Source organism: Phreatobacter sp. GW821-FHT04C01, from assembly GCF_059420385.1.
Genome location: NZ_JBWKTP010000001.1, coordinates 765,707 through 781,335, shown reverse-complemented (window position 1 = coordinate 781,335; position 15,629 = coordinate 765,707). Strand labels below are relative to the sequence as shown.

The 15,629-nt window shown below is 66.4% G+C and carries 14 protein-coding genes; 6 read left to right on the top strand and 8 right to left on the bottom strand.

Annotated elements, in window-relative coordinates; translation table 11 throughout:
- Position 1 precedes the first annotated feature (1 nt).
- The 6 genes from grxC to argE all read right to left on the bottom strand — a co-directional run bounded on the left by grxC (position 2) and on the right by argE (position 5,647).
- A complete protein-coding gene (gene grxC, locus AC07WJ_RS03685; protein ID WP_494933830.1) occupies positions 2–259 on the bottom strand; it encodes a glutaredoxin 3 in 258 nt (85 codons plus the stop codon).
- 29 nt (positions 260–288) lie between these two features.
- On the bottom strand, positions 289–1,008 hold the full coding sequence (locus tag AC07WJ_RS03680) for a ComF family protein (RefSeq protein WP_494933163.1): 720 nt from the start codon (positions 1,006–1,008) through the stop codon (positions 289–291).
- Positions 1,009–1,211: 203 nt separating this feature from the next.
- Positions 1,212–1,535: a thioredoxin gene (gene trxA, locus AC07WJ_RS03675; RefSeq protein WP_136959929.1), complete on the bottom strand. Its 324-nt coding sequence runs from the start codon at positions 1,533–1,535 to the stop codon at positions 1,212–1,214.
- A 96-nt stretch (positions 1,536–1,631) separates the two neighbouring features.
- Positions 1,632–2,801: a benzoate/H(+) symporter BenE family transporter gene (locus AC07WJ_RS03670; protein WP_494933162.1), complete on the bottom strand. Its 1,170-nt coding sequence runs from the start codon at positions 2,799–2,801 to the stop codon at positions 1,632–1,634.
- Between the two features lie 125 nt (positions 2,802–2,926).
- Positions 2,927–4,330, bottom strand: coding sequence for an adenosylhomocysteinase (ahcY, locus tag AC07WJ_RS03665; RefSeq protein ID WP_494933161.1), 1,404 nt, complete (start codon positions 4,328–4,330; stop codon positions 2,927–2,929).
- Between the two features lie 153 nt (positions 4,331–4,483).
- The gene (gene argE / locus AC07WJ_RS03660; protein ID WP_494933160.1) at positions 4,484–5,647 is read right to left on the bottom strand and encodes an acetylornithine deacetylase; all 1,164 of its coding nucleotides are present in this window, start codon (positions 5,645–5,647) and stop codon (positions 4,484–4,486) included.
- A gap of 117 nt (positions 5,648–5,764) precedes the next feature.
- On the opposite strand from argE, the gene AC07WJ_RS03655 reads away from it, so the two are divergent.
- From AC07WJ_RS03655 to AC07WJ_RS03640, 4 genes are all read left to right on the top strand, one after another.
- Positions 5,765–6,955, top strand: coding sequence for a M20 aminoacylase family protein (locus tag AC07WJ_RS03655; protein ID WP_494933159.1), 1,191 nt, complete (start codon positions 5,765–5,767; stop codon positions 6,953–6,955).
- 74 nt (positions 6,956–7,029) lie between these two features.
- A complete protein-coding gene (locus tag AC07WJ_RS03650) occupies positions 7,030–8,196 on the top strand; it encodes a M20 aminoacylase family protein (protein ID WP_494933829.1) in 1,167 nt (388 codons plus the stop codon).
- 100 nt (positions 8,197–8,296) lie between these two features.
- On the top strand, positions 8,297–9,463 hold the full coding sequence (locus AC07WJ_RS03645) for a M20 aminoacylase family protein (protein ID WP_494933158.1): 1,167 nt from the start codon (positions 8,297–8,299) through the stop codon (positions 9,461–9,463).
- A gap of 101 nt (positions 9,464–9,564) precedes the next feature.
- Entirely contained in the window at positions 9,565–10,731 is a 1,167-nt protein-coding gene (locus AC07WJ_RS03640; RefSeq protein ID WP_494933157.1) for a M20 aminoacylase family protein, read from the top strand.
- Between the two features lie 323 nt (positions 10,732–11,054).
- On the opposite strand, the gene AC07WJ_RS03635 is transcribed toward AC07WJ_RS03640, so the two are convergent.
- The gene (locus AC07WJ_RS03635) at positions 11,055–11,804 is read right to left on the bottom strand and encodes a carboxypeptidase-like regulatory domain-containing protein (protein ID WP_494933156.1); all 750 of its coding nucleotides are present in this window, start codon (positions 11,802–11,804) and stop codon (positions 11,055–11,057) included.
- A 94-nt stretch (positions 11,805–11,898) separates the two neighbouring features.
- Complete coding sequence (locus AC07WJ_RS03630) at positions 11,899–13,524, bottom strand: GMC family oxidoreductase (RefSeq protein WP_494933155.1); 1,626 nt, start codon at positions 13,522–13,524, stop codon at positions 11,899–11,901.
- 186 nt (positions 13,525–13,710) lie between these two features.
- Between AC07WJ_RS03630 and denD the strand changes: the two genes are divergently transcribed.
- Together denD and sfsA are read left to right on the top strand one after the other, a co-directional pair.
- Positions 13,711–14,697, top strand: a complete 987-nt coding sequence (denD, locus tag AC07WJ_RS03625; RefSeq protein WP_494933154.1) for a D-erythronate dehydrogenase — start codon at positions 13,711–13,713, stop codon at positions 14,695–14,697.
- 7 nt (positions 14,698–14,704) lie between these two features.
- Positions 14,705–15,418, top strand: a complete 714-nt coding sequence (sfsA, locus tag AC07WJ_RS03620) for a DNA/RNA nuclease SfsA (RefSeq protein ID WP_494933153.1) — start codon at positions 14,705–14,707, stop codon at positions 15,416–15,418.
- The last annotated feature ends 211 nt before the right edge of the window (positions 15,419–15,629 follow it).

Here is a 15,629-nt window from a genome sequence, read left to right as displayed (position 1 = left end):
ATCAGGCCGCCAGGAGCGGATCGAGCTTGCCGGCATCGTCGAGCGCGTGAATGTCGTCGGAGCCGCCGACATGCTGCGAACCGATGAAGATCTGCGGCACCGTCGAGCTGCCACCGGACCTCTGGATCATTTCGGCGCGCCGCTCGGGCTGCTTCTGAATGTCGATTTCGGTGAACACTGCGCCCTTGCTCGTCAGCAGCTGTTTGGCTGCATGGCAATAGGGGCAGTAATCCTTGGTATAGATGACGATTTCAGGCATCACGCTCATCTCGTGGGTCGTATCGGCCATCAGATATGGACTGCGAAGGTGCCCTCCACAACCCTCGCCGCCGTCAGCACATCGATGCGAGCCGCGCCGGCGCGGCGCAGCACCCGTGCGCAGGCTTCAAGGGTCGCTCCCGTCGTCAGCACGTCGTCGACCAGCACGAGCCGGCGCCCGCTGACCCGGCTCTTCTGTTCGTCCGGCACGTGGAAGGCGCCCGCCACATTGTCCAGCCGCTGGGCGCGCGTCAGGCCGACCTGATGCAATGTCCGCCGGCGCCGCCGGAGCACCAGCGCCTCGTTCGATATGCCGGTTCTGGCGGAGAGATGCCGGGTCAGTTCGGCCGCCTGGTTGAACCGGCGGCGCAGCAGCCGGCTCCAGTGCAGCGGCACCGGGATCAGCGCATCGGCATCGTTCAGGATGTCGCGGCCGGCCCGCACCATCCAGCCGGCCAGCGCCGGCGCGATCTCCAGCCGGTCGCCATATTTGAGCCCATGGACCAGCGCCCGGCCGACATCGTCGAACCGGAACGCCGCGCGCGCCCGGTCGAAGGCCGGTGGATTGGCGATCGCCTGGGGGGAGAGCGCGCCCGGCCCGAGATCGAAGGGCATGGGTGTGCCGAGCCGGTCGCAGACCGGCGCCTCGATATGACCGACGCGCCGCCAGCAGCCGGGACAGAGCGCGCCATGATCGCCGACCGGATTGCGGCAGGCCAGGCACAGGGGCGGCAACAGCCAGTCGAGCATCCGTGCGCCGCCCGCCCGCAATCGCCGGGCGGCCGACCGGCGCGCCGGTTTGTCATCGTCCCCTTCGCCGTTCATCCGGCGAGACTAGCGGCAAATCCACCACCTGCGGCATCCGGGCTGTGCCGAGGGACCACCAGGGGTCGGCCGCAAAAACAAAACCGCCGGCGAGCCGGCGGTTCTTAAGGCATCAAGCCGTCCGACGCTCAGGCGTGGGTGGTGATCCACTGCTTCAGCGCCGCCTGCGGCGAAGCGCCGGTCTTGCGGTCGACCAGCTTGCCGCCCTTGAAGATCATCAGGGTCGGGATCGACATGATGCCGTAATTGGACGCGATCTTCGGGTTCTCGTCGACATTCACCTTGACGATCTTCACCTTGTCGCCGAGCTCGGTCGAGATGGCGTCGAGCGCCGGAGCGATCATTCGGCATGGGCCGCACCACGGTGCCCAGAAATCGACCACGACGGGCGCGTCGGCCTTGATGACGTCGCTCTCGAAGGTGGCATCTGTGGTGGCGGAAACGGCACCCATGGCGCTCTCCTGGAATCAAAACTACGGCCAATGAAGGTAGGGATTGGCTTCCGCACGTCAAGGATGCCGGTCTTGAAGTTCACCGTGTCGTGACGGTTATCCTATGCCGATCTTGTGACAGATGCGCTCGATGCCGAGCGCGAGGAGGCCGACGCCCAAGCCCCAGAAAGCCGCGCCGACGCCGAAAACCGAGACCCCCGAGGCCGCCGTCGCGAAGCTGAGGATCGCCGGGAAACGCGTCTTGTCGTCGCTCATGGCGATCGACAGCGCGCCCATCAGCGCGCCGGCCAGCGCCAGCCCGGCAATGGTTGTTATCAACGCCTTGGGCATGGCGGCGAACAGCGCCACGAAGGTGCCGGCGAAAGCGGCGAGCAGCAGGAAGGCGATGCCGTAGACGATGCCCGCCGGCCAGCGCTTGTCGCGGTCGGGATGGGCGTCGGGACCGGCGCAGATCGCCGCGGTGATCGCCGCGAGATTGGTGGTATGCGCGCCGAACGGCGCCGAGACCAACGAGACGATGCCGGTCACCGTCAGCACCGGACCGACCGGCGGGTTGTAGCCGTTGGCCCTGAGCACCGCGAGGCCCGGCAGGTTCTGCGCCGCCATGGTGACCAGGTAGAGCGGCACGCCGAGGCCGACCAGCGCGCCGAGGTCGAAGACCGGCGTGACCCATTCGAGCTGCGACAGGCCGAGTTCGCGCGGCAGCGGGCCGGCGAGCCCGAGCCCGTAGGTCAGTGCAACGCCCGCGGCGACCACCACCAGCATGGCGCTGGCCGGATGGACCAGGCGCGCGACCAGGAAGATCGCCAGCAGCGGCAGCACCAGCAGCGGCGTGCCCGGGGCGGTCAGCGCGACATCAACGACGAATTTGAACAGCACGCCGGCGAGCATGGCCGAGGCGATGGCCGGCGGGATCCGCGCCACGAGGTCGCCGACCGGCCGGATCAGGCCGGTGGCGACGATCATCAGCGCCACCAGCACGAAGGCACCGACCGCCGCCGGCATGGTGATGGTGCCGCCGGTTGCCGCGATCAGGGCGGCTCCGGGTGTCGACCAGGCCACGATGATCGGCATCTTGTAGCGCCAGGTCAGCGTCATTCCACCAATTGCCTGGGCCAGCGAAATGGCGGCGAGCCAGGAGATGGTCTGGCCGGGCGTGGCGCCGACCGCCTGGGCCGCCGCGATCACCAGCGCGACCGTACCCGCGAACCCGACCAGGGGCGCGATGATGCCGGCGGTGAAGGTGGAGAGCGAGAAGGGAGGCATGAGCGTCGCCATGTCAGGACCAGTGTCGAGCGACAAGGAATAGCGTTCAGCGAGACGCGGAAGCTTGAACAAAAAAGGCCCGGCGCAGGGCCGGGCCTTATCCGTCGCAGAGCCGAAGCTCGCGATCAATAGCGATAGTGGTCGGCCTTGAACGGGCCCTGCTGCGGCACGCCGATATAGGCGGCCTGATCGGGACGCAGCTTGGTCAGCTTCACGCCGATCTTCTCCAGGTGCAGCATGGCGACCTTTTCGTCGAGATGCTTCGGCAAGGTGTAGACCTTCTTCTCGTACTTGCCGGGATTGGTCCACAATTCGATCTGCGCGATCGTCTGGTTGGTGAACGAGGCCGACATGACGAAGGAGGGATGGCCCATGGCGTTGCCGAGGTTGACCAGCCGGCCTTCCGACAGAAGGATGATGCGCTTGCCCGACGACATCTCGATCTCGTCGACCTGCGGCTTGACGTTGTTCCACTTCAGGTTCTTCAGGCCGGCGACCTGAATCTCATTGTCGAAATGGCCGATATTGCAGACGATCGCCCGGTCCTTCATGCCGCGCATGTGGTCGACCGTGATGATGTCCTTGTTGCCGGTGGCGGTGACATAGATGTCGGCGCGCGGCAGGGCGTCCTCGATGGTGGCGACCTCATAGCCTTCCATCGCCGCCTGCAGGGCGCAGATCGGATCGACTTCCGAGACGATGACGCGGCAGCCGGCCTGGCGCAGCGACGCCGCCGAGCCCTTGCCGACATCGCCGAAGCCGGCGACGAAAGCGACCTTGCCCGACATCATCACGTCGGTGCCGCGGCGGATCGCGTCGACCAGCGATTCACGGCAGCCGTAGAGGTTGTCGAACTTCGACTTGGTGACGGAATCGTTGACGTTGATCGCCGGGAACAGGAGCTTGCCGGCGGACGCCAGCTGGTAGAGCCGGTTGACGCCCGTGGTGGTCTCTTCCGAAACGCCCTTGATCGCCTTGGCGAGCTCGGCGAACCAGCCCTTCGGCTTCTCGGCGAGCTTCTTCTTCAGCAGGGCGAAGAAGATTTCCTCTTCTTCCGATTCCGGCTTGTCGAGGAAGGCGGTGTCGCCGTTCTCGGCGCGCAGGCCGAGATGCACGAACATGGTGGCATCGCCGCCGTCGTCGAGGATCATGTTGGGCGTGCCGCCGCCATGCCAGTCGAACAGCTTGGCGGTGTAGTCCCAGTACTCGGTCAGCGTCTCGCCCTTATAGGCGAAGACCGGGATGCCGGCGGCGGCGATCGCGGCGGCGGCATGGTCCTGGGTCGAATAGATATTGCAGGACACCCAGCGGATGTCGGCGCCGAGAGCCTTCAGGGTCTCGATCAGCACCGCGGTCTGGATGGTCATGTGCAGCGAGCCGGCGATGCGGGCGCCCTTCAGCGGCTGCGACGCGCCGAATTCGGCGCGGGTCGCCATGAGCCCCGGCATTTCGGTCTCGGCGAGGTCGATTTCCTTGCGGCCGAAGGCGGCGAGCGAAATGTCTTTGACGATGTAGTCGGTGGCGGCCATGGGATCCTCTAGGGGACAGGCGGGAGAGAACAGGCATCGCCGGACGCCCGTCCAGCGGTCGCGCGGCCTCTAGCACGCCAGCCGGCGCGAGGCAATAAAGACATAAAGATTTCTTTATGTGCCAGCCTGCCGGCTAACGGCCGCCGGAGCGCCTCACGCCGCGCATTCCCTGATCAGGCCGGCGATGAAAGCGTCGCACTTGTCCAGCTCCGACACCTCGATCCACTCGTCGGGCTGATGCGCCTGGGCGATGTCGCCGGGTCCGCAGATCACCGTCGACAGGCCGGCATGCTGAAAGAAGCCGGCCTCCGCGCCATAGGCCACCACATGGGTGCCGTTGTCGCCGGTCAGCTTGCGGGCGAGCCGCTCGGCCTCGCCCTCGGGTTCGGCCCCGAGCGCCGGCGAAGCATAACCCCGGGTGATCGTGACGCCGGCGCTCGGATGCACCGCCTTCATCGCCGGCTCGATCTCGGTGCGGACGAAATGCTCGTATTCCCGGGCATAATTTTCGCCGTCGTCGCCCGGCACGACCCGGATGCCGGTGACGAACCGACAGTCCAGCGCGGTGATGTTATGGGCCGTGCCGCCCTGGATCATGCCGACATGCAGCATGGTCCAGCCCGGATCGAAATGCGGCACGCCGCCGGTCCTTTCCGCCTCGGCCTTGTTCTTCAGGTCGCGCTGTTCCAGCCAGGCGACCAGCCGGGCGGCGACCATCACGGCGGAAACCCCGGCGTAACGGTTGCTGGAATGAACCTCGAAGCCGCGCACATGGGTATCGATGCGCAAATAGCCCTTGTGGCCGGTGACCACCTTCATCCGGCTCGGCTCGCCGACGATGCAGAGCGCCGGCTTGACCCAGTCCTTGCCGAGCTTGGCGATCATCGCGCGCACCCCGGCCATGCGGACCTCCTCATCCGCCGACAGGCAGATATGGATCGGCCGCTTCAGCTTGGCTTTCAGCATGGCCGGCACCGCCGCCAGCACGCAGGCGTCGAACCCCTTCATGTCGCAGGCGCCGCGGCCATAAAGCTTGTCGCCCTTGGCGACCAGGGTGAAGGGGTCGGTGGTCCAGGGCTGGCCCTCGACCGGCACCACGTCGACATGGCCCGACAGAACCAGGCCGCCATCGACGGCCGGGCCGATCGTCGCCCACAGATTGAAATTGCGCCCGTCGGCCTGCGGCACCAGCTCGAAGGCCACGCCATGGGCCGTCAGATAGTCGCCGACGAAGTCGATCAGGGCGCGGTTGTCGGTGTCCGAAACGGTCGGAAAGCCGACAAGGCGGTGGAGAAGCTCGACGCTGGTCATATGCATCGGCGGATCGTCGCCAGCCGAGCCATGCACGTCAAGATGGCGCATCCGCATGGCAGCTCGATTGACCGGCGCTGTTCGCTCGGATTTGCTCTGCCCCTTCCGACCGCGAGGACATTCATGCCCATCGTCAACCGCATCTCCGCCCTGCATGACGAAGTCACCGCCTGGCGCCGCGACATTCACGAGCATCCGGAGCTGCAGTTCGACGTTCATCGCACCGCCGGCATCGTCGCCGACAAGCTCCGGGAATTCGGCTGCGACGAGGTGGTCACCGGTATCGGCAGGACCGGCGTGGTCGGCCTGATCAAGGGCCGGGGCCAAGGAGCGGGCCAAGGAGCGGGCCTGGGATCGGGCAAGATCATCGGTCTGCGCGCCGACATGGACGCCCTGCCGCTGACCGAGATCACCGGCAAGGCCTACGCCTCGAAAACGCCGGGAAAGATGCATGCCTGCGGCCATGACGGCCACACCGCCATGCTGTTGGGCGCCGCCAAATATCTCGCCGAGACGCGCAATTTCGATGGCACCGTCGCGGTCATCTTCCAGCCGGCCGAAGAGGGTGGCGGTGGCGCCCGCGAAATGGTGCAGGATCGCCTCATGGAGCGCTTCGGCATCCAGGAAGTCTACGGCATGCACAATGCGCCGGGACTGCCGGTCGGCACTTTCGCGCTGCGCCCCGGGCCGCTGATGGCGGCCGCCGACGGCATTCGCATCGAGGTCGAGGGCAAGGGCGGCCATGCCGCGCAGCCGCATAATTCGGTCGACACCATCCTGGTCGCCGCGCAGATCCTCGCCAATGTCCAGTCGATCGTGTCGCGCAATGTCGATCCACTCGAAAACGTCGTGGTCTCCATCTGCACGTTCAATGCGGGCTTTGCCGAAAACGTCATCCCGCAGACCGCCACCTTGCTCGGCTCGGTGCGCACCCTGACGCCCGAGGTGCGCGACATCGTCGAGGCGCGCCTGCGCGCGGTCGTCGAGGGCACCGCCGCCCTGTTCGGCGCCACCGCCAGGCTCACCTACCGGCGCGGCGCCCCGGTGACCGCCAACCACGGCGCGGAGGCCGGATTTGCCGGCGATGCCGCGGCAAGCGTCGTCGGCGAGGCCGGCGTCGACCGCGCCTTCCCGCCGGTGATGGGCAGCGAGGACTTCTCCTTCATGCTGGAGGCCCGCCCCGGCGCCTTCATCTTCATTGGCCAGGGCGAGGGTGCCAATGTCCACCATCCCGCCTATGACTTCAACGACGAGATCATCCCGATCGGCATGAGCTATTGGGCCAAGCTCGTCGAGAGCCGGCTCGCCGCCTGATCCATCGCATGACCGATCATCGTGGTGTCCGGCCGCAAGGCCCGCACCATCCGTTTTCGCCCTGGAGCCACCCCATGCCGATCGTCAACCGCATTTCCGCCCTGCATGATGAAGTCACCGCCTGGCGGCGCGACCTGCACGAACATCCCGAACTGCAGTTCGACGTCCATCGCACCGCAGGCATCGTCGCCGACAAGCTCCGGGAGTTCGGCTGCGACGAGGTCGTCACCGGCATCGGCCGGACCGGCGTGGTCGGCATCATCAAGGGCGCGAAAAGCGGGTCCGGCAAGGTCATCGGCCTGCGCGCCGATATGGACGCCCTGCCGCTCACCGAGATGTCCGGCAAGCCGCACGCCTCCAAGATCCCCGGGAAAATGCATGCCTGCGGCCATGACGGCCATACCGCCATGCTGCTGGGCGCGGCCAAATATCTCGCCGAGACCCGCAATTTCGACGGCACCGTCGCGGTCATCTTCCAGCCGGCGGAAGAGGGCGAAAAGGGCGGCCAGGCCATGGTCGACGACGGCATGATGGAGCGCTTCGGCATCCAGGAGGTCTATGGCATGCACAATGCGCCGGGCCTGCCCGTCGGTTCCTTCGCGCTCCGGCCCGGCCCGCTGCTCGCGGCGGTCGATAATTTCCGCATCGAGGTCGAAGGCAAGGGCGGCCACGCCGCCAAGCCCCACCTGTCGGTCGACACCATCCTGGTCGCCTCGCATATCGTCGTCGCCGCCCAGTCGATCGTCTCGCGCAATATCGACCCGCTGGAGAACGCCGTCGTCTCGATCTGCGCCTTCAATGGCGGTTTCGCCAACAATGTCATTCCCCAGACCGCCGAGCTGCGCGGCACGGTGCGCACCCTGAGCGCCGAGATCAGGGACTATGTCGAGAAGCGGCTGAAGGAGGTGGTCGAAGGCACCGCCGCCCTGTTCGGCGCCAAGGCGACGCTGCACTACGAGCGGATCGTGCCGGTGACCGTCAACCACGAGGCCAACACGCCCTACGCGGCCGATGCCGCCGCCGCCATCGTCGGCGATGCAAGCGTCAACCGTGTCGCCATTCCGGTCATGGGCGGCGAGGATTTCTCCTATATGCTGAACGCCCGCCCCGGCGCCTTCATCTTCATCGGCCAGGGCGACACCGCAAACGTTCATCATCCCGCCTATGACTTCAACGACGAGATCATCCCGATCGGCATGAGCTATTGGGCCAAGCTCGTGGAGACGCGGCTCACCGCCTGACATCCGCCCGGCCAATCGCCCCTCCCGCCCCGTGCTCGCGAGGCGGAGAGTGGCGCGCCCCAGACCCGACGACCACCCGTTTTCTGTTCGGAGACATCCCATGCCCATCAACAACCGCATTTCCGCGCTTCACGACGAAGTCACCGCCTGGCGCCGTGACCTGCACGAGCATCCGGAGCTGCAGTTCGATGTTCATCGCACCGCCGGCATCGTCGCCGACAAGCTCCGGGAATTCGGCTGCGACGAGGTGGTCACCGGCATCGGCAAGACCGGCGTGGTCGGCCTGATCAAGGGATCGAAGAGCGGCTCGGGCAAGGTCATCGGCCTGCGCGCCGACATGGACGCCCTGCCGCTGACCGAGATCACCGGCAAGGCCTATGCCTCGAAGACCGCGGGCAAGATGCATGCCTGCGGCCATGACGGCCACACCGCCATGCTGCTGGGCGCCGCCAAATATCTCGCCGAGACGCGCAATTTCGACGGCACCGTCGCGGTCATCTTCCAGCCGGCCGAAGAGGGCGGCGGCGGCGGCCGCGAAATGGTCAATGACGGCATGATGGACCGCTTCGGCATCCAGGAAGTCTATGGCATGCACAATACGCCGGGCATGCCGGTCGGCGCCTTCGCGCTGCGCGCAGGTCCGCTGCTGGCCGCCGCCGATCGCATCCGCATCGAGGTCGAGGGCAAGGGCGGCCATGCCGCCAAGCCGCATCTGTCGGTCGACACTGTGCTGGTCGCCTCCCAGATCGTCGCCAATGTCCAGTCGATCGTGTCGCGCAACGTCAATCCGCTCGACAATGTCGTGGTCTCGATCTGCGCCTTCAATGCCGGTTTCACCGACAATGTCATCCCGCAGACCGCCACCTTGCTCGGCACCGTGCGCACCTTGACGCCCGAGATGCGCGATTTCGTCGAGGCTCGCCTGCACGCCATCGTCGAAGGCACCGCCGCCCTGTTCGGCGCGACCGCCAAGCTGCATTATTACCGTGACTATCCGGTGACCCGGAACCATGCCGAAAACACCGTCTTCGCGGCCGATGCCGCGGCCGCGGTGGTCGGCGAGGCCGGTGTCGAGCGCGACGTCACCCCGGTCATGGGCGGCGAGGACTTCTCCTTCATGCTGGAAGCCCGTCCCGGCGCCTTCATCTTCGTCGGCCAGGGCGACAGCGCCGGCCTGCATCACCCGGCTTACGATTTCAACGACGAGATCATCCCGATCGGCATGAGCTATTGGGCCAAGCTGGTCGAGATGCGGCTCGCCGCCTGATCCCTATCCCGTGCTGCGCCTCTCCCGTTCGCGCGCGGAGAGGCGCAGAATGACCTGACACCAGCCATCTCTCGCCACCTGTCTTCCGTTCGGAGCGTTCCATGCCCATCATCAACCGCGTCGCCGATCTCGCCGATGAAATCACCGCTTGGCGCCGGGATTTCCACGAGAACCCCGAATTGCTGTTCGACGTGTTCCGCACCTCGGGCATCGTCGCCGACAAGCTCAGGGAATTCGGCTGCGACGAAGTGGTCACCGGGCTCGGCAAGACCGGCGTGGTGGCGGTGATCAAGGGCCGCAAGGGTGGGTCCGGCAAGGTCATCGGCCTGCGCGCCGACATGGACGCGCTGCCGATCGAAGAGGCGACCGACGCCCCCTACAAGTCGAAGATCCCCGGCAAGATGCATGCCTGCGGCCATGACGGCCACACCGCCATGCTGCTGGGCGCCGCCAAATATCTCGCCGAGACGCGCAATTTCGACGGCACGGCGATCATGATCTTCCAGCCGGCGGAAGAAGGCGGCGGCGGCGGCGACCTGATGGTCAAGGACGGCCTGATGACCCGCTTCGGCATCCAGGAGGTCTATGGCATGCACAATATGCCGGGCATTCCGCTCGGCACTTTCGCCGTCCGCACCGGCCCGTCCATGGCGGCCGCCGACCGCTTCATCATCGATATCGAAGGCAAGGGCGGCCACGGCGCCATGCCGCATCTGTGCATCGACCCGGTGCCGGTCGGCTTCGCCATCGGCCAGGCGATGCAGACCATCGTGTCGCGCAATGTCGACCCGATCGAATGCGCCGTCGTGTCGATCACCTCGATCCATGCGGGCGAGGCCTTCAACGTCATTCCGCAGACGTTGCGCATGCTCGGCACGGTGCGTACCTTCAAGCCGGAGGTGCAGGACCTGGTCGAGGAGCGCATGAAGCAGACCGCCGAGGGCATCGCCGAGGCCATGGGCTGCACCGCCAAGGTCGATTACCTCAGGGGCTATCCGGTCACCTTCAATCACGAGGCCCAGACCAAATTCGCCGCGGAGGTCGCCAAGAGCATTGTCGGCACCGACAAGGTCGACACCGACACGCCGCCGCTGATGGGCGCCGAAGACTTCTCCTACATGCTCAACGAGCGGCCCGGCTGCTACATCTTCGTCGGCAATGGCGACACCGCCGCCTGCCACCACCCGGCCTATGACTTCGACGACAAGGCGATCCCCGCCGGTACCAGCTACTGGGCCAAGCTCGTCGAAACCGCCATGCCGGCGTGACCTTTGCGGTTGTCGGCGCATCCGCCCGGATGCGCCGACGGCTGAGTCTCAATCTCTACGTCACCCCAAGGCAAAGCAATTGCTTTGCCGGGGGCGAGCGAAGCGAGGGAAGGGGGTCCAGGAGCGGCTTGGACGAGGCCATCAACTGGAATGATCGTCCAGATTGGCCAATTTCCGACAGGATCGCTGCGGTAAGGTTCAACTCTGCAACTTCTGGCCCCCTTCCCCTCGGCTTCGCCTCGGCCGGGGGTGACGTCTGTCGCAGCGGTCAGGTGAGAGTGTTCTGCAAATGCCGGCCGCTTCAGCCCTCGTTGCCCCAGCACCTAATGCGGCTTGACCCTGACGCGGAACAGGTTGCCGCTGAAACCGCCCTTGAAATTCCCCACCAGGCTGGTCGCGAAGGGATCGCTGCCATCGTCCATGCCGCTGGCATTCATCAAGAGCGGCCGGCCGTTGAGCGTGGCGGAGGCGCGATATTGTCCCGGCGGCACACCGGTGGCCACCCAGCCCTCGCCGGTCTGGCGGAGTCGCCGGACGATGGTCCGGCCGCCCCCGGTCGGCCGCAGCGTGACCTCGATATCGGCGAACGCGACGGTGTGGCCGAAGACCGTCTCGACGACGAAGATCCCGCCATTGCCATAGGGATTGCCGGGCAATTGCTCGACGAATTCCATCCTGAAATTGCGGATGGTCGCGGCATTGTTGGCGAACAGGGCAGGATCCTCTGCCAGCAGCGCGACCTGGATGCCGGCATCGCCGCCGGTCCCCGGTCGATAGGCCGATGCCGAATATTCCCCCGGCGCCATATCGGAAATCCTGATGCGATAGCTGCCGTCGGCTCCGGTCACGTCGCTGCGGCTGTGGCTTGCGCCATAACGCATCGCCCGCCCGCCGCCATAGGACTGATAGACCGCGCTGACCTGGATGCCCGCCAGGGGCCGCCCCTGGTCGTCGACCGCCCGCCCCTTCACATAACCGGCCTCGGCGACCACCGCCGCGCTCTCGCCGCGGCAGTTGGCCAGGCCGAAGATCCCCGGCATCAGCGCCAGGGCCACGGCCACCCGTCTCGTCATCCCCTGCATTCGCTCCCCATCCTTCGCATCGTTGCGAAAAGAAGCGCTTTAGGGCGGCACTGTTTCGGCCGGTTGCGACGGCACCAGCCGATTGTTAGCGTCGGGCGTCCTCCAGGATCATCCGCGAGCCCTTCTCGGCGATCATCAGCGTCGGCGTATTGGTATTGCCCGAGGTGATCGTCGGCATCACCGAAGCGTCGACCACGCGCAGGCCGTCGATGCCGATCACCTTGAGCCGCTCGTCGACCACGGCGGTCGGATCGGAGCGCAGCCCCATCTTGGCCGTGCCGACCGGATGGAAGATGGTCGTGCCGATGTCGCCGGCCGCCTTGGCGAGGCTTTCCGGATCGTCGCCGACCGACGGCCCCGGCAGATATTCCTGCGGGTGATAAGGTGCGAGCGCCGGCTGGCTGATCAGCCTGCGGGTCTGGCGGATGCAATCGGCCGCCACCAGCCGGTCTTCCTCGGTCGCCAGATAGTTCGGCTGGATGATCGGCTTGTCGGCGAAATCGGCCGAGCGGATATGGATCGAGCCGCGCGAGGTCGGCCGCAGATTGCAGGCCGCCGCGGTGAAGGCGGGAAAGCGGTGCAGCGGCTCGCCGAACTTGTCGAGCGACAAGGGCTGGATGTGGAACTGGATATTGGCCCGCTCCTGATGCGGATCGGAGCGGGTGAAAATGCCGAGCTGCGACGGCGCCATGGTCAGGGGACCCGAGCGGAACAACGCATATTCCATCCCCATCCAGGCCCGTTTCATCAGGTTGTGATAGGTCTCGTTCAGCGTCTTGACGCCGTCGATCTTATAGATCGCGCGCAGTTGCAGATGGTCCTGCAGGTTCTCGCCGACACCCGGCTTGTCGAGCGCCACGGCGATGCCGTGGCGGCCGAGCACCTCGCCGCGGCCGATGCCGGAGAGTTCGAGGATCTGGGTCGAGCCGACCGAGCCGGAAGCCAGGATGACCTCGCCGGCTGAACGGGCGACCAGCGTTTCGCCGCCGCGCCGGAGCTCGACGCCGGTGATCCGGCCGCCCTCGACCGTCAGCCGCTCGACGACGGCGCCGGACAGCACTTCCAGATTGTCACGCCTGTCGATGATGGGTTTCAGGAAGCCGCGCGCCGACGACCAACGCAGGCCCTTTTTCTGATTCACGTGAAAATAGGCGGCGCCCTCGTTGTCGCCGGTGTTGAAGTCGTCAATGGCGGCAATGCCCATCTGGGTCGCCGCCTCGCGCACCCTGTCGAGCAGGTCCCAGCGCACCCGCGGCGCCTCCACCCGCCATTCGCCGCCGGCGCCGTGATGTTCTGTCGCGCCGAGGAAATGATCCTCGACGCCCTTGAAGATCGGCTTGACGTCGTCCCAGCCCCAGCCGGTCAGGCCGAGCTGGCGCCAGTGGTCGTAATCGGCGGCCTGGCCGCGCATCACGATCATGGCGTTGATCGCCGACGAGCCGCCCATCACCTTGCCGCGCGGATAGACCAGCGAGCGGCCGTTGAGGCCGGCCTGCGGCTCGGTCTTGAACATCCAGTCGGACCTGGGATTGCCGATGGCGAAGAGATAGCCGACCGGGATGTGGAACCAGATCCAGTCATCCTTGGTGCCGGCCTCGATCAGCAGCACGCGGTTTTTCGGATTGGCGCTCAACCGGTTGGCCAGCACGCAGCCGGCGGTGCCGGCGCCACAGATGATATAGTCCCACTCGCCGGACAAGACGGTCGCCATGGTGTCTCCACTCCCAAATGTTCCGGGATCGTCGCCCTTGTTGCCTGCTGCATGGCGCGGGCCGCTCGATGCGTCAATGGTGCTCGATGCGACGGCCGCATCCGGCCCAAGCGTCAACACCGGTTCCCCGTGTCGCGATAGGGCGGTAAGGTCGGCGTAATCACTCAGCGCACAGGGGATACGCTCTTGCATATTCTGATCATCGGGGCCGCCGGCATGGTTGGCCGCAAGCTGACCGACCGCCTTGTCGAAGACGGCCAACTCGGCGGCAAGCCGATCACCGCCCTGTCGCTCGTCGATGTCGTGGCGCCCGAGAAGCCGAAGGGCTTCGGCGGCCGGGTGACCGCCTGGGCGACCGATATCTCGGCGCCCAACACCGCCGGTCCGATGATCGGTGCCCGTCCGGACGTGATCTTCCATCTCGCCGCCATCGTATCCGGCGAGGCCGAGGCGGATTTCGACAAGGGCTACCGGATCAATCTCGACGGCACCCGCCAGCTCTACGAGGCGATCCGCCAGGAAGGGCTGCGCGCGCCCTATCATCCGCGCGTCGTGTTCACCTCCTCCATCGCGGTCTATGGCGCGCCGTTCCGCGAAGTGATCGAGGACGAGTTCTTCCACACGCCGCTCACCAGCTACGGCACCCAGAAGGCGATCGGCGAGCTGCTGCTGACCGATTATTCGCGCAAGGGCTGTTTCGACGGCATCGGCATCCGCCTGCCGACCATTTGCGTGCGCCCCGGCAAGCCGAACAAGGCGGCCTCCGGCTTCTTCTCCAACATCATCCGCGAGCCGCTCGCCGGCCAGGAAGCGGTCCTCCCGGTTGGCGACGACGTGATGCATTGGCACGCGAGCCCGCGCTCGGCGGTCGGCTTCCTGGTTCATGCTGCGACGATGAACCTCGAGCCGCTCGGCTGGCGCCGCAACCTGACCATGCCGGGGGTGGCCGCCACCATTGGCGAAGAGCTCGATGCGCTGCGCAAGATCGGCGGCGACAAGGCCCTGAAGCTGGTGCGCCGCGAGCCCGACCCGGTCATCATCAAGATCGTCTCCGGCTGGCCGCAGCGTTTCAACGCGGCGCGCGCGAGCAGTTTCGGCTTCACCGCCGAGAACAGCTTCGAGGAGATCGTCCGCGCCCATGTCGACGACGAGCTCGGCGGCAACGTCGCCTGAGCGAGGCATGCGCTTTCCGACACCGCTGATTCCGGGACGCCTGGTCCTCCGCTACAAGCGCTTCCTCGCCGATGTCGTGCTCGACACCGGCGAGGCGATGACCGTGCACTGCGCCAATCCGGGCTCGATGCTCGGGCTGAACGTGCCGGGCGCCAAGGTCTGGCTGTCGAAATCGAACAATCCGGCGCGCAAGCTCAGCCATTCCTGGGAGCTTGCCGAGATCGACTTCGGCCGCGGCATCGAAATGGTCGGCATCAATACCAGCCATCCCAACGGCCTGGTCGCCGCCGCCGTCCTGGATGGCACCATTGCCGAACTGTCGGGTTATGGGACGCTCCGCCCGGAGGTCGCCTATGGCCGGAATTCGCGCGTCGACATGCTGCTGACCGCCGAGGGCCGGCCGCCCTGTTATGTCGAGGTCAAGAACGTCCACCTGATGCGCCGGCCGGGCCTCGCCGAATTCCCGGACTCGGTGACCGCGCGCGGCGCCAAGCACCTGGAGGAGCTCGGCGACCAGGTCGAGGCCGGAGCCCGCGCCGTCATGGTCTTCCTGATCCAATATGGCGGCGCCGACCGTTTCGCGCTCGCCAGGGATATCGACCCGGCCTATGGCCGCGCCTTCGACCGGGCGCGCGAGCGCGGCGTCGAGATGCTGGCCTATCGCTGCCGGCTCACCCCGGAAGAAATCATGGTCGAAAGCCGCGTGCCGATCGACGAATAGAGCCTGCGGTGACGCCGCGCTTTCCCCACAAATCCACCCTTGAATGCACCGCTGTCGATGAGCCGTTGGGGCGAATTCGTGGATGGCCGGGACAAGCCCGGCCAAGACGAGAGTTGCCCCTGAAGGCGGAGGCGGGATCGACCAAGACGCAAAGCCCGCTCCGCGGCCTTGCACGCCGTGCGGCCAGCACATCGTCTTGCCCGGGCTTGTC